Here is a 21,270-nt window from a genome sequence, read left to right as displayed (position 1 = left end):
CGTGCGCGCGTTCAGCTCTTCGTGCGCTGGGTCACCGCGATGCAGACCAGGACCCCGACGGCGGCGAGCGGCGCGGCGAGGGGCAGCGACTCGCCGAGCAGCGAGACCGACCAGACGAGGGTCAGCAGCGGCTGCGCCAGCTGGAGCTGGCTCGCCTTGGGGATGCCGATCGCCGCCATGCCCCCGTACCAGACGTACATGCCGAAGAAGGTGGAGCCGGCCGCGACCCAGACCAGCCCGATGACGCCGTGGGCGCCCAGTAGGACGGGCTCGACGGAGAGCGCGACGGCCGAACCGACGACCATCAGCGGCAGGCAGAGGATCAGCGCCCAGCCGATGACCTGCCAGCCCGGCATGATCCGGGCGAGCCTGCCGCCCTCGGTGTATCCGGCCGCGCAGACCAGAAGCGCGCCGAAGAGGTACAGATCGCCCGTGGACAGGGCGCCGCCGCTCTGCTGGACCGTGAAGGCGATGACCACCGCCGCGCCGGCGAGGGCCGCGATCCAGAACGTACGCGACGGGCGGCGGCCCGTACGGATCGCGGCGAAGGCCGCCGTGGTGAGCGGCAGCAGACCGACGACCACGGCGGCATGCGAGGTCGTGGAGGTCTGCAGGGCGAGGGTGGTCAGGAGCGGGAAGCCCACCACGACACCCCCGGCGACGACGGCGAGCCCCGCCCAGTGGCGGCGCTCGGGCAGCGGGACCCTCATCGCGAGCAGGAACGCGCCGGCGATGAGCGCGGCGAGTGTCGAGCGCAGGGCCACCAGGGACCAGGGGCCGAAGCTCTCCAGGCCCCAGGCGGTGGAGGGGAAGGTGAGCGAGAACGAGACCACGCCCAGCGCGGCGAGGAGCGTGCCGCGGGTCTGCGGGGAGGCGGTGGTGGTGCTGCCGACCGCTATCGCCGAAGTGGGAGTAGCGCTATTCTGTGCTGTCATGCACGAGCGTAGCAGTGTCCTTGAACTGGCCAACTCCCTGAGGGCGGAGCTCGACCGCTACTCACCTGGTGGAAAGCTGCCGTCGAGCCGTGCTCTCGTCGAGCGCTACCGCGTCTCCCCGGTGACCGTCACCAGGGCGCTCGCCCAGCTGGCCGCCGAGGGCCTCGTCGTCACCCGGCCGGGCGCCGGGGCGTTCCGGGCCGAGCCTCGCACGCGGACGCCCGTCGTGGGGGACACCTCCTGGCAGGAGGTGGCGCTCAGCGCCGACACCGCGACCGAGCTCGTCCCCCGGGCCGTCGACGCCTCCGGCGTGCTCGTGACGCTGTCGGCGCCGCCGCCGGGCGTCGTCGAGTTCAACGGCGGCTATCTGCACCCCGCGCTCCAGCCCGAACGTGCCATGGCCGCCGCGCTGGCCCGCGCGGGGCGCCGCCCCGGCGCCTGGGGCCGGCCGCCCACCGACGGCCTGCCCGAGCTGCGCGAGTGGTTCGCCCGCGAGATCGGCGGCACCGTCACCGCCGCCGACGTCCTCATCACCGCGGGCGGCCAGTCCGCCATCACCACCGCGCTGAGGGCCCTCGCCCCGCCCGGCACGCACGTCCTCGTCGAGTCACCGACCTACCCCGGGATGCTCGCCATCGCCCGCGCCGCGGGCCTGCGTCCCGTCCCCGTCCCGGCCGACGCCGACGGCGTCCGCCCCGACCTGCTGGAAGCCGCCTTCCGGGCCACCGGAGCCCGGGTCTTCGTCGGCCAGCCGCTCTTCCAGAACCCGACCGGCGCCGTCCTCGCCGCCGAGCGCCGGCGCGACGTCGTCCGGATCGCCCGCGCGGCCGGCGCCTTCGTCATCGAGGACGACTTCGCCCGCCGACTGGTCCACGAGGACGCCGGCCCGCTGCCCGCACCCCTCGCCGCCGAGGACCCGGACGGCGTCGTCGTCCACGTCCGCTCCCTGACCAAGCCCACCTCGCCGAGCCTGCGCGTCGGCGCCCTCGCCGCCCGCGGCCCCGTGCTGGAACGGCTGCGCGCCATCCAGGTCGTCGACAGCTTCTTCGTCGCCCGCCCGCTCCAGGAGGCCGCCCTGGAACTCGTCGGCTCGCCCGCCTGGAGCCGCCATCTGCGCGCCGTCTCCCAGGAGTTGAGGAACCGCCGCGACACCATGGCCGCGGCCCTCGCCCTCCATCTCCCCGAACTGGCGCTGCCTCACATCCCCTTCGGCGGCTACCAGCTCTGGCTCCGGCTCCCCGACACCCTCCCCGAACCCGCCCTCGTCGCCGGCGCCCTCCGCGCGGGCGTCGCCGTCGCCCCCGGACGCCCCTACTTCTGCGCCGAACCCCCCGCGGGCCACATCCGCCTGAGCTTCGCGGGCGTGGCGGGACCCGCCGAGATCGCCGAGGGCGTGCGGCGGCTGCGGACGGCGGTGGACGAGCTCACGCCGTGAGACGGCGCCCGAAATCGAATGACAGTCGCCGCGACGAACTGGAAGCCTTCCGTCCATGACCAACCCGACCACCCCACCGGTCCTCACGCACAGCGCGTACGAGATCTCCACCGACCCCGGGCGACTCGACCGGGCCCGGATCCACCTCTGGCTCTCCACCGACGCCTACTGGGCGCTCGACCGTCCCCGCGACACCCAGGACCGGGCCATCGACGGCTCCCTCAACTTCGCGGCGTACCACCGCGAGACGGGCGAGATCGCCGCATACGCCCGGGTCGTCACCGACCACGCCACCTTCGCCTGGCTCTGCGACGTCTACGTCGACCGGCCTGCCCGCGGTACGGGGCTCGGCACCGCGCTCGTGACGGCGGTCCGCGACCACATGGAGCCGTACGGTCTTCGCCGAATCCTGCTCGCCACGGACGACGCGCACGGTGTGTACGAGAAGGTCGGCTTTGAGTCCCTGCGCAACCCGGACAAGTGGATGGCTCTCGGGCGCCACTGACCGCACGGCCCACCCGCCGCCTCGGTCGGAGCCCGTGCATATGCCCTCTTGACCTGCCGGGCTTCCGGCCTCACGATCGCGGCCATGGGTCTTCGGGTCACGCTCGTCGCCGCTGCGCGCAGCTCCTCGCTGCTCGCCGAGCGGTTCGACGACGACCGGCCGCTCGACGAGGCCGGCTGGTACGAGGTGCAGCTCGCCGCACACGCGCTGGTCCCGCTCGGCGCGGCCGAGCTGCGCTACTGCTCCCCGACGCCCCGCAGCCGCGCCACCGGCACGGCCCTCGGTTACGCCCCGCTGGCCCAGCCCGCGCTGCGCGACTGCGACATGGGCCGCTGGCGCGGACTGACCCTCGCCGAGGTCGCCGCCCTGGAACCGGCCGCCGTCGACGCCTGGCTCGCCGACCCGCGGACCGCCCCACACGGCGGCGAGACCCTCCTCGCCTTCATCTCGCGGATAGGGGGATGGCTCGACACCCGGCCCGCCGACGACGGCTCCATCGTGGCCGTCGCCGAACCCGCCGTCGTACGGGCGGCGCTGGTGTACGCGCTCAAGGCGCCGCCCGCCACCTTCTGGAACGTCGACGTCCGCCCGCTGTCCACGGTCACGCTCACCGGCCGCCCCGGTCTGTGGCACCTCCACCTCCAGGCGGCCGTCGGCTGAACCGCTCGCGACGGCGGCCACGGTCCTGTTCCTGCGCAGTGTCGTCGAGGCGGCCGGGACCGAGGCGGAGACCGTGCGCCGGATGGCCGAGATCGACCCCGTCACGACCGCGATCGCCACCGACGAGGGCTTCCCCGACGCCTCGACGCCCGAGCTCCTCCTCGGCGCACTGTGGGGCGGCATCGCCGAGGCGGCCGACCGGCTAGCCTGGGACCACGATGAACCGTTTGACCACGTCATGGGGCGACTTTCCGCTCACCCGCTTCCCCGAGGACCCGCGCGACTCCCTGCGAGCCTGGGACGCGTCCGACGAGTACCTGCTGCGGCACCTGACCGAGACGGACACCGACCTGTCCGGCGCGGTCGCCGTCGTCGGCGACCGCTGGGGCGCGCTGACCACCGCCCTCGCCGCACGGCGCCCCGCCGCCCTCACGCAGATCTCCGACTCCTACCTCGGCCGCCGGGCCACCGAGGAGAACCTGGCCCGCTCCGGGGCCGCGCCGGACGCCGTCTCGCTGCTCACCACCCAGGACCCGCCGCCCGAGCGCGTCGACGTCCTGCTCGTGCGGGTCCCCAAGAGCCTCGCGCTCCTGGAGGACCAGCTCCACCGGCTCGCGCCCGCCGTGCACGAGGGGACCGTGATCGTCGGCACCGGCATGGTCAAGGACATCCACACCTCCACGCTCCAGCTGTTCGAGAAGATCCTCGGCCCCACCCGCACCTCGCTCGCCGCGAAGAAGGCCCGGCTGATCTTCTGCACCCCGGATCCGGGACTTCGGCGGGCGGCCAACCCCTGGCCGTACCGGTACGAACTCCCCGCCGACGCCGCGATCGTCGCCGGCCGGACCGTCGCCAACCAGGCCGGGATCTTCTGCGCCGACCGCCTCGACATCGGCACCCGCTTCTTCCTCCAGCACCTGCCGAAGGGCCTCGGCAGCGCCCGGGTCGCCGACCTGGGGTGCGGAAACGGAGTCGTCGGCCTGGCCGTCGCGCTCACCGAGCCCGAGGCCGAGCTGGTCTTCGCCGACGAGTCCTACCAGGCCGTCGCCTCCGCCGAGGAGAACTTCCGTACCCACGCCGAGCCCGGCCGCACGGCCGAGTTCCTGGTCGGGGACGGGCTGACGGAGCTCCCGCCCGGGTCGGTCGACGTCGTGCTCAACAACCCGCCGTTCCACAGCCACCAGGCCACCACCGACCGCACCGCGCGCCGGATGTTCACCGACGCGCGGCGGGCGCTGCGGCCGGGCGGGGAGCTATGGGTCGTCGGCAACCGCCACCTCGGCTACCACGTCACACTGCGCCGCATCTTCGGCTCCTGCGAACTGGTCGCGAGCGACCCGAAGTTCGTGGTGCTGCGGGCCGTCAAGCAGACGGGAGGGCGGTCGAGCCGGTAGCCGTCGGGGTCGGCGACCGTGTCCCGGTACTCCTCGTGTGCCGGCTCGAGTCCGCGCCCCACGGCGGCCAGGACGGGACGCGCATCGGAGTTACGGCCGGTGGTCCACGGCGGCATGCGCTCACCACTCCGGGAAGACCAGGTCGAGCCCCCGCAACCGCTCCTCGTCCGTCGTGACGTCGAGGACCGTGATCCGCTCGCCCCGGATCGTGAACGCCACCGCGCGGACCGGGCGTCCCTCCCTGAAAGCCACGACCCCCGGTGCCCCGTTCACCAACGCCGGTCTCGCCACCGCGGCGAACCCGGCGGCTCCCTCGGCGACGGCGGGCGCGCCGTGGACCGAGCCGTTCTCGGAGTACGCCACGACATCGGGGTCCAGAACGGCGGCGAGGGCACGCGCGTCCCGCGCGCGAGCGGCCGCGAGGAACACCTCGATCACCGTGCGCCGGGGCTCCGGCTCGGCCTTCGGCTCCGCCCCGCCGGCGCCCCGCACCCGGAGCCGCGCCCGTCCGGCGAGTCTCCCCGCCTCCTCGGGCGTACGGCCGGTGATCCGTGCGACCTCGCGCAGCGGCAGGCCGAACAGGTCGTGCAGGGCGTACGCCAGCCGCTCGTCCGCATCCAGTGAGTCCAGTACGACGAGCAGCGCGAGCCACACGGAGTCGACACCGTCCTCCGCGCCCCCCGGCCCCTCCGGCCCAGGGGTCGCCCCACCCCGCCCGTACCCCTCCGCCCGTCGCGTCCGGAGCCTGCCCACGCACACTCGCCCGACAGCGATCTCCAGCCACCTCTCGACCTTGCCGAGCCGACCCCGCGCCTCGCGCAGCGCCTCCTCCGCCTCGCCGTGAGATCCGAGCATCCGGAGGGCGACGGCCCGCAGCCGATCCTGGTGGGCGTCGAACCGTCGGGCGAGAAACTCGTGGTCGTCCATGGTGGTCATCACTCCTCGTCGCTTCCGTCAGTGCGATGACGTGCGCGAGAGGCAGGGTGTGACGGCAGCCTGGCGTACGGGCCGATGGCCGCCCTACCGTGGTGCCGGTTCCGGGGGACGGGGGTTGCGGATGAGACGTCGGTGGAGACGTGGGCTGCTGATGTCGGTGATCGGATGCCTGGTGACGGGATGCTTCGTCCGGCCGGAGCCGGGGTCCGGCGAGGCCGGCGTGGTGCCACGAGAGGCTTCGCGCCATGTCATGCAGGCGCCCCCGGGACCGGACGGCACCTGGGCGCTGAACATTCCCTGGCTGGGGATCCTGCGCCCCGGTCCGCGCGGCTGACGAGCCGTCAGGCTCCGGAGCCGTTCCGGTCCGTGAGCGGGTTGGGCACGGGCAGGTAGCAGGGTTCGGTGCCGTCCGCGTCGATCCAGCGGGAGAGCAGATTGGCCTTGCCGGGGACGGTCGGCGCGTCGAGGAGGTCGTCGACGTCGGGGAGCCCCCGCGGCCGGCCGCCTCGCTCGAACTCGTCGCGGGCCGAGGCCCACAGCGCGGTGGCGCATCCCGGGAAGCGCCGGGCGAGCGCGCCGGCGATCTCGGAGAGGTTGTTGACGACGAGGCAGTACACGAGCCTTCGCCAGGCCGCCGCGCGGGGCGTCAGCGGGATCGTCCTGGCCCCCTCCGCGTCGCGGAAGACGGCCTGGACGGGTGTCCCCTGGGCGTCCACGGCGATCAGAGTGTTCTGCGCGTGGCACTCCACGGCCACGCCGAAGCGGGCGAACGCCTCCAGGACGGGCGGCACGACGCATCGCAGATACGCCGACCACCAGGGCAGGGGATCGGCGATCCGGTCGAGGGGGTTGCCGCGGAAGCCCTCGGCGAGCGCGGCGGTCAGCACGGCGGTCGAACCGGGCACCAGATGCCGGTCGAGGCCGTCCCGGACGAGGACGGCACAGGTCTCCACGAGGCCGTCGACCGTGCGGTGGCCGCGGTCGCTGAGCCAGGCCGCCGGACCGCCCATGGTGGCGAAGGCCGCGGCGACCAGCGGGTCGGTGCGGCGTACATGGTGCAGCTCGTGCCGTCGGATCCGGCGGATGTCATTGGTGATCCGCACGTCGAGACTGAACTTCAGGAAGAGGCCCCCGCCGTCCCGTGAGCCGTCCCCGGGGATGTGCAGTGTGCGCACCGAAGCCGTCGGTCGTGCCGGCACGGGTGTGATGCCCAGCCGGATGAGGCGTCCCTCGGCGAAGGCGGCGCGTATCCGCGGAGTCCGGCCGCAGAGTGCGAGCTGCCAGGGGTGGCCGGGAAGCAGGCGGTAGCCGGGGGGCGCCTCGCCGAGGGCGTCGAGCGCCCCGGTGTCGCCGTCCTCGACCACCGCGTCCTCGCGAACGCCCAGCAACACGAGCGGGAACCGGGCGTACGCCTCGGGCGCGTAGCGCAGCCAGGCGGTGGAGGAGCCGTCGCAGGTGCGTGCCTTGGGTGCCGGGTGATGGGGATGGCCCATCACCAGCGACTGCTCGGACCGCAGCCAGAGGTCCTCGGGTGGTACGGCACGTGCGCGGGCGGCGAGTGCGGCCTTCACGGCGGTGCGGCTGGCGGCCATCTCGGCGGCCAGGGCGGGGTTGGATCGCCCGGTGGAGGCACGCATCTCCCGGACGGCGAGGTCGACGAGCGCGGCGTGGCGCAGGATCCGCCACGTACGGCCGTTCCACAGCTCCGGCTCGGAGGGGCGTTGGCCGGGGCGCACCCGCAGGAGCCGCCCGCTGACCCGAAGCCGGTGGACGGTGTACCCGTCGTCCGGGTCGCCGGCCGGCCCTCCGATCGGCTCCGCGGCCTCGCGGAGCAGGCAGTTGAGCAGTGGCGTCACGGCCAGTGCGTCAGCGGCCCGGCTGAGTCTCTTCATCGACATCAGTATGTGTGGATTGCCGGGTCCTGCGATAGAACATCCCCATGTGTCGAACCGTCGCGGAGCGCACGCTCGTCGCCGAGCTGGACACCGTCCGCCCCGCGTCGACCACCGCGTACGTCACGGCACTTCCGGACGCGCGGGCGGCGGTCCTGACCCGACTCTGGCGCGGGCTGGTCCACGAGCCGCTTCCCTGGATCACGGCGCGTACGACCGACCGCGAGGGTGTCACCCTGCGCCTGGCCGACGGACGGTCTCTGCGCGGCCCGCTCTCGGACCCCTGGGCGACCGCCGCGACGGTCACCGGGCTCGACCTGGACGGTGCCCTGTTCGACCATCCGGCCGAACTGCTGGCGGCCCTGGCCGTGCCGCGGGGCGGAGCGTTCGCCACCGAGCTCGACCACAGCGTCGCGTCGTTGGCGCTCTCCCGTACGGCGCCCCGGCCACCGGTTCCGTCCGCGAGCCGCCCGTGGGAGTGGGAGCAGGGGACGACCGACGGGCACCCTTACCACCCCGGCTGCCGCTCCCGACCGGGCTTCTCCGCAGCCGAGCAGTTGGCGTATGCGCCGGAGCACCGGCCCGTGGTCTCCCTGCGGCTGGCCGTCGTCGAGGGTGCCCAGGTGTCGGGGGCATGGCCACGCGAACTCCGCGACGGCCGCTCCGTCCTGATCCCCGTCCATCCCTGGCAGGCCCGGCACGTCCTGTCCGGTCTCCCGATGGGGCCCGGTCCGGCCGCGCACCCCCTGCTGTCGCTGCGTACGCTCGACACGGGCGGGGACATGCACGTCAAGACGGCGTTGAGCACGCGGCTCACCTCGACCGTGCGGGACATCTCGGCGTACGGCGTCACCCACGCCGTCGCCACGTCCGATTTCGTCGAGCGCCTCGTCCGACGGCTCGACGGCCGTCTGCACATCGCCCGCACATGGGCGGCGGCGGGAGCGGGAAGCGCCGACCTGGCGGCGATCCTGCGCCGGCCACCCCACGTCCACGCGGATGCGGCGGCCGGGGAGAAGGTCGTTCCGGTGGCAGCCCTGCCGGCACTCCTCGGGCCCTGCGAACCGGGTGAACGACTCGACCGCAGCGTCGAGTTCGCGCGACTGGCCCTCGGCGTCTGCCTGGACCTGCTCGACCTCGGGGTGGCCCTGGAGGCGCACGGCCAGAACCTGCTCGCCGTCATCGACGCCCGGGGCCGAGCCCGCCGTCTCGTCTACCGCGACCTCGCCGACATCCGTATCAGCCCCGCACGCCTGGCCCGACACGGTGTCCCGGCCCCGCCCGTGAGCGGCCGGCTCCTGAACGACGACCCGGCCGCGCTCCGCGACAAGGTCCTCGGCAGCCTGGTCACCGGCGCGCTCGGCCCGCTGGCCGGCGACGCGCCGACCCTCGGCGCGATCCTGGAAGCCGCCACCCGGGACCTCGCACCGACCCCGGACCTTCACGCCCTGCGCACGCAACCGCTCCCGGCGAAGGCGCTCACGCTGATGCGGCTGGATCCGAAGGGCGGCAACGACCTCTGGACGCGGCTCCCCAATCCCCTCACGTACGGGTAGGGCCCATCGGCGCGCGACCCTCGTGGCCGAGCAGCGGCCCGAAGATCCGGCGGCCCAGCTCCTCCGCCTCGGCCTCCCGGCGTCCATCCGCGACGCCCGGCATGCCGGACCGGCGCTCGCCGGGATCCGCTCCGTCCTCGCCCTCGGCGACAGCGGCGACCCCCGCGCCGAGGACGTCATCCGCACCGCCTGCTCGCCGCGAGGGCGCACCGAGCGGGATGCCGAGGGGCCACATCCGCGTGCTCAGCCGGCCGCGGCGCCGAACCACTCGGGCAGCCGCCCGAGCAGTTCCTTCTGGTCCTCGCCCACCCATGCCACGTGGCCGTCGGGCCGCAGCAGTACGGCGGGTACGTCGAGTTCCTCGCTGACCTCGACGACGTGGTCGACGCGGTCCTCCCAGCCCGCCACCGAGAGCCTGCCGGTCTGGTCGAGCAGGAGACCGCGGCCGGCGTGCATCCGCTCGTAGAGGCGGCCGTGCTTCAGCCGCAGGTCGCGCATCCGTCGGCCGAGCAGGTCGTGGCCCTCGCCGAAGTCGTAGCGGACCTTGATCGCGGTGATCTTCTCGATCAGGTACCGGTCCACCTCCTCGATCTCCACCAGTTCCGCCAGCAGGCGGCGCACCGACTGGGGACCGGGCTCGGTCGACATCAGCTGGATCTGCGCGCGGGTGTTGTCCAGCACGTCGGCGGCCACCGGGTGCCGTTCGGCGTGGTAGCTGTCGAGCAGCCCCTCGGGTGCCCAGCCGGCGATCTCGGCGGCCAGTTTCCAGCCGAGGTTGAAGGCGTCCTGGATGCCCAGGTTGAGCCCCTGACCGCCGGTCGGCGGATGGATGTGCGCCGCGTCGCCGGCCAGGAACACCCGGTCGACGCGGTAGCGCTCGGCCTGCCGGGTGGCGTCGCCGAAGCGGGAGAGCCAGCGCGGTGAGTGCGCGCCGAAGTCGGTGCCGGCGAACGACCGCAGCTGCACCTTGAACTCGTCCAGGGTCGGCGCGGTCGTACGGTCCTCGGCCACCCCCTCGGCGGGCACGACGACCCGGTACACCCCGTCCCCCAGCGGCATGGTGCCGAACCGCTGATGGGTCTTGCGGACCTCGGCCACCACGGCGGCCATCTCCTCCGGCGAGGTGGTCAGCTCCATCTCGCCCAGCAGCGTCTCCACCCTGGAGGGCTCGCCGGGGAAGCCGACACCGAGCAGCTTGCGCACCGTGCTGCGGCCGCCGTCGCAGCCGACGACGAAGCGCGAGCGCAGCTCCGTCCCGTCCGCCAGCTCGACGGTCACCCCCTCGTCGTCCTGGCGCAGCCCGACCAGCTCGCAGCCGCGCCGGATCTCGGCGCCGACCTCGGTGGCGTGCTCGGCCAGCAGACCCTCGGTGACCTGCTGCGGGATGGCGAGGACGTACGAATGGGCCGTGTCCAGTCCCGTCGGCCATGCCTTGCTGAGCCCGGCGAAGAAGCCGCCGGCCGTGATCTGCTGCCCGAGCGAGAGGAAGCGCTCCAGCAGACCGCGCTGGTCCATGACCTCGATGCTGCGCACGTGCAGACCCTGCGCGCGGGACTGCCGCGTCGGCTCCGCCTCCTTGTCCACCACGAGCACCCGCACACCGTGCAGCCGCAGCTCGGCGGCCAGCATCAAGCCGGTCGGTCCGCTGCCGACCACGATCACGTCCATCATGAGAAACGCCCCGTTCGAAGAAAGCTCACGTACGCCGCGAACACCGCGTTCCCGCAGGTCCTGGCGTTGACTCGGAGATTCTGCGCCACGAGGGGGGCCTTGCCGCAAGGCCCCCCTCGTGCTATATGTTGAGAGTGGCAAGGAGTGGGTGAACCTCCTTGCCTTTGTCATTTGTCTGTCATGTGTCGTCCGCTGTGGACGGACAGGCTCCTCCCGAAGCGGTGCCGCACAGCGTGCGGCGATGCCGGTGGTCCGGGAGGTTCCCAAGGGCCTGCGGATGCGGCCACGAATCGGATTCTTCGCTTCCGTGGATCAATGGCCATGCTTTGCATAAAACTGCGGGTCTGCGTATAGTCATGCCATCCAGGAGGAGGGTTTCGATGACGGTACGAGCAGCAGTGGCAGGCGCGAGTGGATACGCGGGTGGAGAACTCCTGCGTCTCCTCCTCACCCACCCCGAGGTGGAGATCGGCACCCTGACCGGCCACTCCAACGCCGGCCAGAAGCTCGGGGCCCTCCAGCCCCACCTCCTCCCGCTCGCCGACCGCGTCCTCGCGCCGACCACCGCCGAGGAGCTGGCCGGACACGACGTCGTCTTCCTCGCGCTGCCGCACGGCCAGTCCGCCGCGGTCGCCGAGCAGCTCGGCCCCGACGTCCTCGTCGTCGACATGGGCGCCGACTTCCGGCTGAACGACGCCGCCGACTGGGAGAAGTTCTACGGGTCCCCGCACGCCGGGACCTGGCCCTACGGCCTTCCCGAACTGCCGGGTGCCCGTGCCGCGCTGGAGGGGTCCAAGCGCATCGCGGTGCCCGGCTGCTTCCCCACCGCCGTCTCGCTCGCGCTCTTCCCCGCGTACGAGAACGGTCTCGCCGAACCCGACGCCGTGATCGTGGCCGCCAGCGGCACCTCCGGTGCGGGCAAGGCCCTCAAGCCGCACCTGCTCGGCAGCGAGGTCATGGGCTCCGTGACCCCGTACGGCGTCGGCGGCGGCCACCGGCACACCCCCGAGATGAGCCAGAACCTCAGCCCCCTGGCCGGCGAGCGGGTCACCGTCTCCTTCACGCCGACCCTCGTCCCCATGCCGCGCGGCATCCTCGCCACCTGCTCCGCGCCTGCGAAGCCCGGGACGACGGCCGAGACGGTACGGGCCGCGTACGAGAAGGCCTTCGCGGACGAGCCGTTCGTCCACCTGCTCCCCGAGGGCCGGTGGCCGTCGACGGCGTCCGTTCAGGGTTCCAACGCCGTTCAGGTCCAGGTCACGTACGACGGGACCGCGAACCGCATCATCGCGATCAGCGCCATCGACAACCTCACCAAGGGCACCGCCGGCGGCGCGGTGCAGAGCATGAACATCGCCCTCGGGCTCCCTGAGGACACCGGACTTTCCACGATTGGAGTCGCTCCATGAGCGTCACCGCAGCGAAGGGATTCACGGCAGCGGGCATCGCCGCCGGAATCAAGGAGAACGGCAACCCGGACCTGGCCCTCGTGGTCAACAACGGGCCCCGCCGCGCCGCCGCCGGCGTCTTCACCTCCAACCGCGTCAAGGCCGCACCGGTCCTGTGGTCCCAGCAGGTGCTGACCACCGGCGAGCTGGCGGCCGTCGTCCTCAACTCCGGCGGCGCCAACGCCTGCACGGGCCCGCAGGGCTTCCAGGACACCCACGCCACCGCCGAGAAGGTGGCGGAGCTCCTGGAGGTCGGCGCCGGCGAGGTCGCCGTCGCCTCCACCGGCCTCATCGGCCTGCTGCTCCCGATGGACAAGGTCCTCCCCGGCGTCGAGAAGGCCGTCGGCGAGCTCTCCGAGCACGGCGGCGAGAAGGCCGCCATCGCCATCAAGACCACCGACACCGTCCACAAGACCTCCGTGGTCGCCAAGGACGGCTGGACCGTCGGCGGCATGGCCAAGGGCGCGGGAATGCTCGCCCCCGGCCTCGCCACCATGCTCGTCGTGCTCACCACCGACGCCGACGTCGCCGCCAAGGACCTCGACACGGCCCTGCGGCAGTCCACCAAGGTCACCTTCGACCGGGTCGACTCCGACGGCTGCATGTCCACCAACGACACCGTCCTCCTCCTCGCCTCCGGCGCCTCCGGCATCACTCCGGAGCACGAGGAGTTCGCCGAGGCCGTGACGACCGTCTGCCAGGACCTCGCGCGTCAGCTCATCGGCGACGCCGAGGGCGCCAGCAAGGACATCCGCATCGAGGTGATCAACGCCGCGACCGAGGACGACGCCGTCGAGGTGGGCCGCTCCATCGCTCGTAACAACCTCCTCAAGTGCGCCATCCACGGCGAGGACCCCAACTGGGGCCGGGTGCTCTCCGCCATCGGCACCACGCAGGCGGCCTTCGACCCCGACCAGCTCAACGTCGCCATCAACGGCGTGTGGGTCTGCAAGAACGGCTCGGTCGGCGAGGACCGCGACCTCGTCGACATGCGCTTCCGGGAGGTCACCATCACCGCCGACCTCGCCGCCGGCGCCGAGTCCGCCGTCATCTGGGCCAACGACCTCACCGCCGACTACGTCCACGAGAACAGCGCGTACTCGTCATGAGCGACTCCACGAACCCCACCCGTAAGCACACCGCGCTCCCGAAGGCCCAGATCCTCATCGAAGCGCTCCCCTGGCTGACCCGCCACAACGGCAAGACGGTCGTCATCAAGTTCGGCGGCAACGCCATGATCGACGACGAGCTCAAGGCCGCCTTCGCCCAGGACGTCGTCTTCCTGCGCCACGCCGGCCTCAAGCCGGTCGTCGTGCACGGCGGCGGACCCCAGATCAGCGCCGCGCTCGACCGGCACGGCATCGTCAGCGAGTTCAAGGCCGGCCTGCGCGTCACCACCGAGGACGCCATGGACGTCGTACGGATGGTCCTCGCCGGCCAGGTCCAGCGCGAGCTCGTCGGCCTGCTCAACCAGCACGGTCCCTTCGCCATCGGCATGACCGGCGAGGACGCGCACACCATCACGGCCACCAAGCACCAGCCGGTGATCGCGGGCGAACAGGTCGACATCGGCCGGGTCGGCGAGATCACCGCCATCGACACCGGCGCCATCGAGGCGCTCCTTGAGGACGGCCGGATCCCGGTCATCTCCTCCATCGCCCGCTCCGAGGACGACGGACATGTCTACAACGTCAATGCTGATACGGCGGCTGCGGCTCTCGCTGCGGCGCTGGGCGCCGAAACCCTGATGGTCCTGACCGACGTCGAGGGCCTCTACGAGGACTGGCCCCACAGCGACGAGGTCATCAGCAGGCTCACCGCGAGCCAGCTGGAGAAGCTGCTGCCCGACCTCTCCAGCGGCATGGTGCCCAAGATGGAGGGCTGCCTGCACGCCGTACGCAACGGGGTCACCACGGCCCGCGTGATCGACGGCCGCGTCCAGCACTCGATCCTGCTGGAGATCTTCACCGACTCGGGCATCGGCACGATGGTCGTGCCCGACGAGACGACGGGGGACGGGGAATGAGCAACGCGGAACTGACCCAGCGGTGGCAGGGCTCGCTGATGGACAACTACGGCACGCCCCGGCTGCCGCTCGTCCGCGGCGAGGGGGCCAAGGTCTGGGACGCCGACGGCACCGAGTACCTCGACTTCGTGGGCGGCATCGCCGTCAACGCCCTCGGCCACGCCCACCCGGCGATCGTCGAGGCCGTCTCGCGGCAGATCGCCTCCCTCGGCCATGTCTCCAACCTCTTCGTCGCCGAGCCCCCCGTCGCCCTCGCCGAGCGACTGCTCCAGCTCTTCGGCCGGCCCGGTCGGGTCTTCTTCTGCAACTCCGGGGCCGAGGCCAACGAAGGCGCCTTCAAGATCGGCCGGCTGACCGGCCGGACCCACATGGTCGCCACCCAGGGCGGCTTCCACGGCCGCACCATGGGCGCGCTCGCGCTCACCGGCCAGCCCGGCAAGCAGACCCCGTTCCTGCCGCTGCCCGGCGACGTCACGCACATCCCGTACGGAGACGCCGACGCCCTGCGCGCCGCGGTCACCGAGGACACGGCGCTGGTGATCATCGAGCCGACGCAGGGCGAGAACGGCGTCGTCGTCCCGCCCGTCGGCTATCTCCGGGCCGCCCGCGAGATCACCCGCGCCACCGGCACCCTCCTCGTCCTCGACGAGGTCCAGACGGGCATCGGCCGGACCGGCCACTGGTTCGAGTACCAGGGCAACGACGGGGTCGACCCCGACATCGTCACCCTCGCCAAGGGCCTCGGCGGCGGGCTGCCGCTCGGCGCGACCGTTGCCTTCGGCGAGGCGGCCGAGCTCTTCAAGCCCGGCCACCACGGCACGACCTTCGGCGGGAACCCGGTCGCCTGCGCCGCCGGCCTCGCCGTGCTCGACACCCTCGCGGCCGACGGGACGCTCGACGAGGTCAAGCGGCTCGGCGAGAAGCTGCGCGGCGGAATCGAGGGTCTGAACCACCCGCTGGTCTCCCATGTCCGTGGTGCGGGCCTCCTGCTGGGTATCGTGCTCACCGAGTCCCTCGCACCCCAGGTGCAGCAGGCGGCTCAGGATGCCGGTCTCCTGGTGAACGCGCCCGCCCCCGATGTCGTACGGCTGATGCCGGCACTGATCATCGGAGACGCGGAGGTGGACGCGTTCCTGGCAGCGCTGCCCGGTGTCCTCGACGAAGCGGTGAACGGGGAAGGACGAACCGGAGAATGAGACGACGATGACCGACGCGCAGGAATCCGAGCACGGCGGGCCGTCCGTTCCGCAGACCCGCACCGCACGCCACCGCAGGATCGTCGACATCCTCAACCGGCAGCCGGTGCGCTCGCAGAGCCAGCTGGCCAAGCTCCTCGCGGACGACGGGCTGAGCGTCACCCAGGCGACGCTCTCCCGCGACCTCGACGAGCTCGGCGCGGTGAAGATCCGCAACACGGGCGGCGAGCTGATCTACGCGGTGCCCAGCGAGGGCGGATTCCGCACCCCGCAGGCGCCGCTCGGCGAGTCCGCCAAGGAGGAGCGGATGCGGCGGCTCTCCGGCGAACTGCTGATCTCCGCCGAGGCCTCCGCGAACCTGGTGGTCCTGCGGACCCCGCCGGGGGCGGCCCAGTTCCTCGCGTCGGCCATCGATCAGGCCGAACTCCACGCGATCCTCGGCACGATCGCGGGTGACGACACGCTGCTGCTGATCTCCCGCGACCCGGCGGGCGGCCAGGCACTCGCCGACCACCTGCTGCGGCTCGCGCAGAACGACCGCTGAGGTCACACCGCCGGGGCGCGGACCGAGCGAGCGTCGTCGGTCCGCGCCCCGCCGGTCTTCATCGACCCGGACGGGTGAGCGGTGGCAGGGGCAGGGGAAGCCCCGGGAGCCCGTCGATGCTGGACGCGATGTGCTCCTTCTTCGCGAAGTACTCGCTGAGCGAGGTGTCGTCCTCGCGCGCGAACCGCTTCCCGTGCAGATCGCGGTCCTCGTCGTACGCCATGAACGGCACCCCGTATCCACAGCTGTCCCGGACCAGCTCGGCGGTGACCACGACGATCGCACGCAGCCCGTGCCGGGTGACGTCGATGCCCGGGAAGTACGCCAGCAGCCCCTCCCACCGCGGGTCGTCCCGGAACACGGGCTCGCCGCGCCCATGGACGCGCACGATGTTCGGCGGCCCCTGGAACGCGCACCACATGAGGGTGATGCGACCGTTCTCCCGCAGATGCGCGACGGTCTCGGCGGTGCTGCCGGCGAAGTCGAGGTAGGCGACGGTCAGTTCGTCGATCACGGCGAAGGAGCCGGTCAGCCCCTTGGGGGAGAGATTGACGGTGCCGTCGCCGTCGAGCGGGGCGGTCGCCGTGAAGAAGATGGGCTGGGCCTCGATGAAGGCGCGGAGTCGTCCGTCTATTCGCTCATGCGTTTTTCCCATGCCACGGATTCTCCCGCGCCAGGGGACGTACGGCGGCCAGTCCCGCTCCCGGGAGTCCCGCATTGACAGAACATACGGAGGACTGCATAGTTATGCCTATCGCATCGTCGAGCTCTCCGCGAAGACGGCCGCCGGCGTGACCTCGCGCAACCCCTAGTCGTTCCACAGCCGCCTCCCCGGTCGTCCACTTGCCGTGGGGAAGGCGGTCGTACATCTCCACCCTTGTCCTGAGGAGCACAGCAGTGAGCAGCAACAACGGTGACGTCCGGCTCTGGGGCGGCCGCTTCGCCGACGGCCCCGCCGAGGCCCTCGCGAAGCTGTCCGCGTCGGTCCACTTCGACTGGCGTCTGGCGCCGTACGACATCGCCGGTTCCCGTGCCCACGCGCGCGTGCTCCACAAGGCCGGGCTGCTCACCGAGGACGAGCTGACGCGCATGCTCGCGGGCCTCGACCAGCTCGAAACGGACGTCGCCTCGGGCGAGTTCGTCGGCACCATCGCCGACGAGGACGTCCACACCGCCCTGGAGCGGGGCCTCCTGGAGCGCCTCGGTCCCGACCTCGGCGGCAAGCTGCGCGCCGGCCGGTCCCGCAACGACCAGGTCGCCACCCTCTTCCGGATGTACCTGCGCGACCACGCCCGGATCATCGGCGGTCTGATCGCCGACCTCCAGGACGCCCTCGTCGGCCTCGCCGAGGCGCACCCGGACGTCGCCATGCCGGGCCGGACGCACCTCCAGCACGCCCAGCCGGTGCTCTTCGCCCACCACGTCCTCGCCCACGTCCAGTCCCTCTCCCGGGACGCGGAGCGGCTGCGTCAGTGGGACACCCGGACCGCCGTCTCGCCGTACGGCTCCGGAGCCCTGGCCGGTTCCTCCCTCGGGCTCGACCCGGAGGCGGTCGCCAAGGACCTCGGCTTCGAGCGGGGCTCCGCCGGCAACTCCATCGACGGCACGGCCTCGCGGGACTTCGTCGCCGAGTTCGCCTTCATCACCGCGATGATCGGGGTCAACCTCTCCCGCATCGCGGAGGAGATCATCATCTGGAACACGAAGGAGTTCTCCTTCGTGACCCTGCACGACGCCTTCTCCACCGGCTCGTCGATCATGCCGCAGAAGAAGAACCCGGACATCGCCGAGCTGGCGCGCGGCAAGTCGGGTCGCCTCATCGGCAACCTCAGCGGGCTGATGGCCACCCTCAAGGCCCTGCCGCTCGCCTACAACCGCGACCTCCAGGAGGACAAGGAGCCCGTCTTCGACTCCTGCGACCAGCTGGAGGTCCTGCTGCCCGCCTTCACCGGCATGATGGCCACGCTCACCGTCAACCGGGAGCGCATGGAGGAGCTGGCCCCGGCCGGCTTCTCGCTCGCCACCGACATCGCCGAGTGGCTGGTCAAGCAGGGCGTGCCGTTCCGGGTGGCGCACGAGGTCGCGGGCGAGTGCGTGAAGGTCGCCGAGGCCGACGGTGTCGAGCTCGACGGGCTCACCGACGACCAGTTCGCCAAGATCTCCGAGCACCTGACCCCCGAGGTCCGCACGGTCCTCAACGTGCCGGGCGCGCTGGCCTCCCGCAACGGCCGGGGCGGTACGGCTCCCTCGGCCGTCGCCACGCAGCTCCTCGAGGTCAAGGCGGACCTGGTCGTCCAGCACGCCTGGGCCACCGCCAAGCAGTAGCACGCACCCACGTCACAGCGCCGCCGCCCAGTCCGCGAGCGCGTCGAAGTCCGGCCGGATCAGTCCGATGCGGGGATCGACGTGCAGCAACAGGGCGGCGGCGAGGTGGTTCCGGTCCACGTACTCGTGGTCGTACGACGTGATGTCGTCGTCCACCCAGGCGAACGGCCGCCCCGCCGCGTACTCCAGGATGTACTGCGTCTTCCAGAAGGTCCCGCGAGGGGCCCTTCCGTGCATCTGGGGCCAGTCGATGAACGGCAGCTCGGGCAGCCCGAGGTGCGGCGCGATCCAGTCGTTCGCCTCGTCCTTCCAGGTCGTCGCCCACACCAGCTCGTACGCCTCGGCGAGCGCGAGCAGCTCGGCCCCGTGGGCGGGATTCAGCCATACCCGCAGCGGCTTCGCCCCCGTCCAGCCGGTGGGGCTCATCCGATGCGTGCCGTACCCCTCCGGGCGGCGCTGAGCCCGCGCCGCATAGGGATTCAGCGGTCCGTCGACGTCGATCAGCAGCAGCGGCTTCGTCATGTCCACAGCATTCCTTCCCACGCCATCGTGAGGCGTTGATTTATCGAATGAGACATCGGCGTCTCATTCGGTGTATGGTCGTCTCATGTCAGTCGACCGCACCCAGGTGCTCCGCACCGCAGCCGCTCTGCTCTCCCGGAAATCGACCGCCACCATGGACGAGGTCGCCCGGGCCGCGGGGATCGGCCGCGCCACCCTGCACCGGCACTTCGCCGGACGGGACGCGCTGGTCAGGGCGCTGGAGGCGATGGGCCTGACGGAGTTCGAGGCCGCATGCGATGCCGCCCGCCTCGACGACGGTCCGGCGGACGAGGCGCTACGGCGGCTCGTCGTCGAAACGGAGCCCAACGCGCCGCTGCTGGCCTTCCTCGTCACCGAGAACCAGCTCTTCGAGGGCGACGACGTCGACGAGGGCTGGGCCCGGCTCGACGCGAGGGTCAGCGCCCTCTTCAGACGCGGCCAGGAGGAAGGCACCTTCCGGATCGACCTGAGCCCCGCCTGGCTCACCGAGGCCCTCTACGGCCTCGTCTCGGCCTGTGCCTGGTCCGTGATGGACGGCCGGGTCGCCCCCAACGACTTTCAGTACATGATCACCGAGCTGTTGCTCGGTGGCGCACGACGGAGCGTGGAGAAATGAGCACCACCCAGCAGCTGAACCTCACGAAGGGGACGGAGGCGAAGAGCCCCGGGCGATGGCTCGCGCTCGCGGTGCTCGTCCTGGCGGTTCTGCTGGTCGCGGTCGACGCCACTGTACTCGGGCTCGCCACCCCCTCGCTCAGCGAGGACCTCAAGCCGTCCGGCACGCAGCTCCTCTGGATCGGCGACATCTACTCGTTCGTCATCGCCGGCCTGCTCGTCTCCATGGGCTCGCTCGGTGACCGGATCGGCCGCAAGAAGCTGCTCCTGATCGGTGCGACGGCCTTCGGCGCCGTCTCCGTGCTCAACGCGTACGCCACCAGCCCCGAGATGATGATCGTCGCCCGCGCGCTCCTCGGTGTCGCCGGTGCGACGCTGATGCCGTCGACGCTGGCGCTGATCCGGAACATCTTCCACGACCGCAAGGAGCGCAGCCTCGCCATCGGCATCTGGGGCGCCACCGCATCGGCCGGCGCGGCGGTCGGCCCGGTCGTCGGCGGAGCGCTGCTCCAGCACTTCTGGTGGGGCTCGGTCTTCCTCATCAACCTGCCCGTCATGGCGGCCCTGGTCCTCGTCGGCATCAAGCTGCTGCCCGAGTCCAAGAACCCGGTCGCCGGCCCCTGGGACCTGATCAGCGTCGGGCTCTCGCTCGTCGGTGTCATCGGAGTCGTCTACGCCATCAAGGAAGTCGCCTCGCACGGCCTGACGTGGGAGGTCGTGGCGGCCGCCGTCATCGGCGCGGCCACCCTGTACGCCTTCGTCCGGCGTCAGCACACGCTGGCCTCGCCGCTGCTCGACATGCGACTGTTCAAGCACCGGGGCTTCTCGGGCGCGGTCCTGGCCGATCTGCTCACCGTCTTCGGACTGTCCGGACTGGTCTTCTTCCTCTCCCAGTTCCTGCAGCTGGTCCAGGGGCGCGAGCCGCTGGAGGCCGGTCTGGCCGAACTGCCCGCCGCCATCGGCGCGGTGGTCACCGGTCTGATCGCCGGCCGGTACGCCCGGCGGTTCTCGGTACGCGCCATCGTCGCCGGCGGTCTCGGCGCGATCGGCCTGGCGCTCGCCGTCATCACCCTGGTCCACAAGGAGACCGGCTACCCGCTGTTGGGAGCGGCCCTGCTCGTCGTCGGCCTCGGCGCCGGATTCTCGTTCACCGTCACCGCCGACGTGATCCTCTCCAGCGTGCCCAAGGAGCAGGCGGGTTCGGCCTCCGCGGTCTCCGAGACCGCATACGAACTGGGCGCCGCGCTCGGCATCGCGCTCCTCGGATCGATCGTCACCGGCGTCTACCAGGGCTTCGCGACCCCGGCCGCAGTCCCCGCGGACGCGGCCGCGGCGGCGCACGAGTCGCTCGGCGGCGCGGTCGAGGCCACCGCCGGCCTCGCGCCGGACGCGGCGACCGCCCTGGTCTCCGCGGCCCAGGTGGCCTTCGTCGACGGCCTGCGCATCGCCGCGGGCGTCGGCGCGGCGGTCCTCCTCGCGACGGCGGTCGCCGCCTGGTTCCTCCTGAAGGGCCAGAAGCTGGAGGACGGCGTCGAACACTGACGCGCGGGCGTGGCAAACGGGTGAGCCCCGCACGGCGACTGCCGTGC

General features: G+C 72.2%; 20 protein-coding genes. 13 read left to right on the top strand and 7 right to left on the bottom strand.

The features are described from left to right. Window positions 1-11: 11 nt before the first annotated feature. Entirely contained in the window at window positions 12-935 is a 924-nt protein-coding gene (locus tag ACFVZW_RS31435; RefSeq protein WP_384528477.1) for a DMT family transporter, read from the bottom strand. Between ACFVZW_RS31435 and ACFVZW_RS31430 the strand changes: the two genes are divergently transcribed. From ACFVZW_RS31430 to ACFVZW_RS31415, 4 genes are all read left to right on the top strand, one after another. Next, the gene (locus tag ACFVZW_RS31430; protein ID WP_384528474.1) at window positions 934-2,370 is read left to right on the top strand and encodes a PLP-dependent aminotransferase family protein; all 1,437 of its coding nucleotides are present in this window, start codon (window positions 934-936) and stop codon (window positions 2,368-2,370) included. The genes ACFVZW_RS31435 and ACFVZW_RS31430 overlap by 2 nt on opposite strands. A 55-nt stretch (window positions 2,371-2,425) precedes the next feature. Continuing rightward, window positions 2,426-2,875 (top strand): GNAT family N-acetyltransferase, encoded by a 450-nt coding sequence (locus tag ACFVZW_RS31425; protein ID WP_384528471.1) that lies wholly within the window; start codon window positions 2,426-2,428, stop codon window positions 2,873-2,875. Window positions 2,876-2,959: 84 nt separating this feature from the next. Further along, on the top strand, window positions 2,960-3,535 hold the full coding sequence (locus ACFVZW_RS31420; RefSeq protein ID WP_384528468.1) for a histidine phosphatase family protein: 576 nt from the start codon (window positions 2,960-2,962) through the stop codon (window positions 3,533-3,535). A gap of 218 nt (window positions 3,536-3,753) precedes the next feature. Continuing rightward, a complete protein-coding gene (locus tag ACFVZW_RS31415) occupies window positions 3,754-4,929 on the top strand; it encodes a methyltransferase (protein ID WP_384528465.1) in 1,176 nt (391 codons plus the stop codon). Window positions 4,930-5,049: 120 nt separating this feature from the next. Here the strand turns inward: ACFVZW_RS31415 and ACFVZW_RS31410 are convergent, their stop codons facing one another. Both ACFVZW_RS31410 and ACFVZW_RS31405 read right to left on the bottom strand, forming a co-directional pair. Next, on the bottom strand, window positions 5,050-5,865 hold the full coding sequence (locus ACFVZW_RS31410; protein ID WP_384528462.1) for a sigma factor-like helix-turn-helix DNA-binding protein: 816 nt from the start codon (window positions 5,863-5,865) through the stop codon (window positions 5,050-5,052). 341 nt (window positions 5,866-6,206) lie between these two features. Continuing rightward, window positions 6,207-7,757: an IucA/IucC family protein gene (locus ACFVZW_RS31405; RefSeq protein ID WP_384528459.1), complete on the bottom strand. Its 1,551-nt coding sequence runs from the start codon at window positions 7,755-7,757 to the stop codon at window positions 6,207-6,209. 47 nt (window positions 7,758-7,804) lie between these two features. Between ACFVZW_RS31405 and ACFVZW_RS31400 the strand changes: the two genes are divergently transcribed. Continuing rightward, window positions 7,805-9,313, top strand: a complete 1,509-nt coding sequence (locus tag ACFVZW_RS31400; protein ID WP_384528456.1) for an IucA/IucC family protein — start codon at window positions 7,805-7,807, stop codon at window positions 9,311-9,313. On the opposite strand, the gene ACFVZW_RS31395 is transcribed toward ACFVZW_RS31400, so the two are convergent. Together ACFVZW_RS31395 and rox are read right to left on the bottom strand one after the other, a co-directional pair. Further along, window positions 9,300-9,548: a hypothetical protein gene (locus ACFVZW_RS31395; protein WP_384528453.1), complete on the bottom strand. Its 249-nt coding sequence runs from the start codon at window positions 9,546-9,548 to the stop codon at window positions 9,300-9,302. The genes ACFVZW_RS31400 and ACFVZW_RS31395 overlap by 14 nt on opposite strands. A gap of 8 nt (window positions 9,549-9,556) precedes the next feature. Further along, window positions 9,557-10,984: a rifampin monooxygenase gene (rox, locus tag ACFVZW_RS31390; RefSeq protein ID WP_384528450.1), complete on the bottom strand. Its 1,428-nt coding sequence runs from the start codon at window positions 10,982-10,984 to the stop codon at window positions 9,557-9,559. Window positions 10,985-11,364: 380 nt separating this feature from the next. Here rox and argC point away from each other — a divergent pair, with 380 nt between their 5' ends. Genes argC through ACFVZW_RS31365 form a run of 5 tightly spaced genes read left to right on the top strand, consistent with a single transcriptional unit; the run spans window position 11,365 to window position 16,198 of the window. After that, complete coding sequence (argC, locus tag ACFVZW_RS31385) at window positions 11,365-12,393, top strand: N-acetyl-gamma-glutamyl-phosphate reductase (protein ID WP_384528447.1); 1,029 nt, start codon at window positions 11,365-11,367, stop codon at window positions 12,391-12,393. After that, the gene (argJ, locus tag ACFVZW_RS31380) at window positions 12,390-13,541 is read left to right on the top strand and encodes a bifunctional glutamate N-acetyltransferase/amino-acid acetyltransferase ArgJ (RefSeq protein ID WP_384528444.1); all 1,152 of its coding nucleotides are present in this window, start codon (window positions 12,390-12,392) and stop codon (window positions 13,539-13,541) included. Before argC ends, argJ begins: the two co-directional genes overlap by 4 nt. Further along, window positions 13,538-14,458 carry an acetylglutamate kinase gene (argB, locus tag ACFVZW_RS31375; RefSeq protein WP_384528441.1) on the top strand — a complete coding sequence of 307 codons (921 nt, stop codon included), beginning with the start codon at window positions 13,538-13,540 and terminating at the stop codon, window positions 14,456-14,458. The genes argJ and argB overlap by 4 nt, the downstream gene beginning before the upstream one ends. Further along, window positions 14,455-15,654: an acetylornithine transaminase gene (locus ACFVZW_RS31370; protein WP_384528438.1), complete on the top strand. Its 1,200-nt coding sequence runs from the start codon at window positions 14,455-14,457 to the stop codon at window positions 15,652-15,654. Before argB ends, ACFVZW_RS31370 begins: the two co-directional genes overlap by 4 nt. A 7-nt stretch (window positions 15,655-15,661) precedes the next feature. Then, on the top strand, window positions 15,662-16,198 hold the full coding sequence (locus tag ACFVZW_RS31365) for an arginine repressor (protein WP_361847393.1): 537 nt from the start codon (window positions 15,662-15,664) through the stop codon (window positions 16,196-16,198). A gap of 58 nt (window positions 16,199-16,256) precedes the next feature. On the opposite strand, the gene ACFVZW_RS31360 is transcribed toward ACFVZW_RS31365, so the two are convergent. Then, window positions 16,257-16,853 carry a pyridoxamine 5'-phosphate oxidase family protein gene (locus tag ACFVZW_RS31360; RefSeq protein ID WP_384528435.1) on the bottom strand — a complete coding sequence of 199 codons (597 nt, stop codon included), beginning with the start codon at window positions 16,851-16,853 and terminating at the stop codon, window positions 16,257-16,259. 242 nt (window positions 16,854-17,095) lie between these two features. Here ACFVZW_RS31360 and argH point away from each other — a divergent pair, with 242 nt between their 5' ends. Then, on the top strand, window positions 17,096-18,523 hold the full coding sequence (gene argH, locus ACFVZW_RS31355; protein ID WP_384528432.1) for an argininosuccinate lyase: 1,428 nt from the start codon (window positions 17,096-17,098) through the stop codon (window positions 18,521-18,523). A gap of 12 nt (window positions 18,524-18,535) precedes the next feature. On the opposite strand, the gene ACFVZW_RS31350 is transcribed toward argH, so the two are convergent. Beyond that, complete coding sequence (locus ACFVZW_RS31350; protein ID WP_384528429.1) at window positions 18,536-19,045, bottom strand: HAD domain-containing protein; 510 nt, start codon at window positions 19,043-19,045, stop codon at window positions 18,536-18,538. Between the two features lie 85 nt (window positions 19,046-19,130). Between ACFVZW_RS31350 and ACFVZW_RS31345 the strand changes: the two genes are divergently transcribed. Continuing rightward, complete coding sequence (locus ACFVZW_RS31345; protein ID WP_384528426.1) at window positions 19,131-19,682, top strand: TetR/AcrR family transcriptional regulator; 552 nt, start codon at window positions 19,131-19,133, stop codon at window positions 19,680-19,682. Next, entirely contained in the window at window positions 19,679-21,223 is a 1,545-nt protein-coding gene (locus ACFVZW_RS31340) for an MFS transporter (RefSeq protein WP_384528424.1), read from the top strand. The genes ACFVZW_RS31345 and ACFVZW_RS31340 overlap by 4 nt, the downstream gene beginning before the upstream one ends. Window positions 21,224-21,270: the final 47 nt, after the last annotated feature.

This window comes from Streptomyces sp. NPDC059567 (genome assembly GCF_042735655.1).
Classification (GTDB): domain Bacteria; phylum Actinomycetota; class Actinomycetes; order Streptomycetales; family Streptomycetaceae; genus Streptomyces.
The sequence above is the reverse complement of the archived record's forward strand: the minus strand, read 5'-3'. Positions and strand labels throughout refer to the sequence as shown.

Coding starts and splice junctions, on each gene's coding strand:
- ACFVZW_RS31430 (WP_384528474.1), top strand. CDS start 934: ATGCACGAGCGTAGCAGTGTCCTTGAACTGGCCAACTCCCTGAGGGCG.
- ACFVZW_RS31435 (WP_384528477.1), bottom strand. CDS start 935: ATGACAGCACAGAATAGCGCTACTCCCACTTCGGCGATAGCGGTCGGC.
- ACFVZW_RS31425 (WP_384528471.1), top strand. CDS start 2,426: ATGACCAACCCGACCACCCCACCGGTCCTCACGCACAGCGCGTACGAG.
- ACFVZW_RS31420 (WP_384528468.1), top strand. CDS start 2,960: ATGGGTCTTCGGGTCACGCTCGTCGCCGCTGCGCGCAGCTCCTCGCTG.
- ACFVZW_RS31415 (WP_384528465.1), top strand. CDS start 3,754: ATGAACCGTTTGACCACGTCATGGGGCGACTTTCCGCTCACCCGCTTC.
- ACFVZW_RS31410 (WP_384528462.1), bottom strand. CDS start 5,865: ATGACCACCATGGACGACCACGAGTTTCTCGCCCGACGGTTCGACGCC.
- ACFVZW_RS31405 (WP_384528459.1), bottom strand. CDS start 7,757: ATGAAGAGACTCAGCCGGGCCGCTGACGCACTGGCCGTGACGCCACTG.
- ACFVZW_RS31400 (WP_384528456.1), top strand. CDS start 7,805: ATGTGTCGAACCGTCGCGGAGCGCACGCTCGTCGCCGAGCTGGACACC.
- ACFVZW_RS31395 (WP_384528453.1), bottom strand. CDS start 9,548: ATGTGGCCCCTCGGCATCCCGCTCGGTGCGCCCTCGCGGCGAGCAGGC.
- rox (WP_384528450.1), bottom strand. CDS start 10,984: ATGATGGACGTGATCGTGGTCGGCAGCGGACCGACCGGCTTGATGCTG.
- argC (WP_384528447.1), top strand. CDS start 11,365: ATGACGGTACGAGCAGCAGTGGCAGGCGCGAGTGGATACGCGGGTGGA.
- argJ (WP_384528444.1), top strand. CDS start 12,390: ATGAGCGTCACCGCAGCGAAGGGATTCACGGCAGCGGGCATCGCCGCC.
- argB (WP_384528441.1), top strand. CDS start 13,538: ATGAGCGACTCCACGAACCCCACCCGTAAGCACACCGCGCTCCCGAAG.
- ACFVZW_RS31370 (WP_384528438.1), top strand. CDS start 14,455: ATGAGCAACGCGGAACTGACCCAGCGGTGGCAGGGCTCGCTGATGGAC.
- ACFVZW_RS31365 (WP_361847393.1), top strand. CDS start 15,662: ATGACCGACGCGCAGGAATCCGAGCACGGCGGGCCGTCCGTTCCGCAG.
- ACFVZW_RS31360 (WP_384528435.1), bottom strand. CDS start 16,853: ATGGGAAAAACGCATGAGCGAATAGACGGACGACTCCGCGCCTTCATC.
- ACFVZW_RS31350 (WP_384528429.1), bottom strand. CDS start 19,045: ATGACGAAGCCGCTGCTGCTGATCGACGTCGACGGACCGCTGAATCCC.
- ACFVZW_RS31345 (WP_384528426.1), top strand. CDS start 19,131: ATGTCAGTCGACCGCACCCAGGTGCTCCGCACCGCAGCCGCTCTGCTC.
- ACFVZW_RS31340 (WP_384528424.1), top strand. CDS start 19,679: ATGAGCACCACCCAGCAGCTGAACCTCACGAAGGGGACGGAGGCGAAG.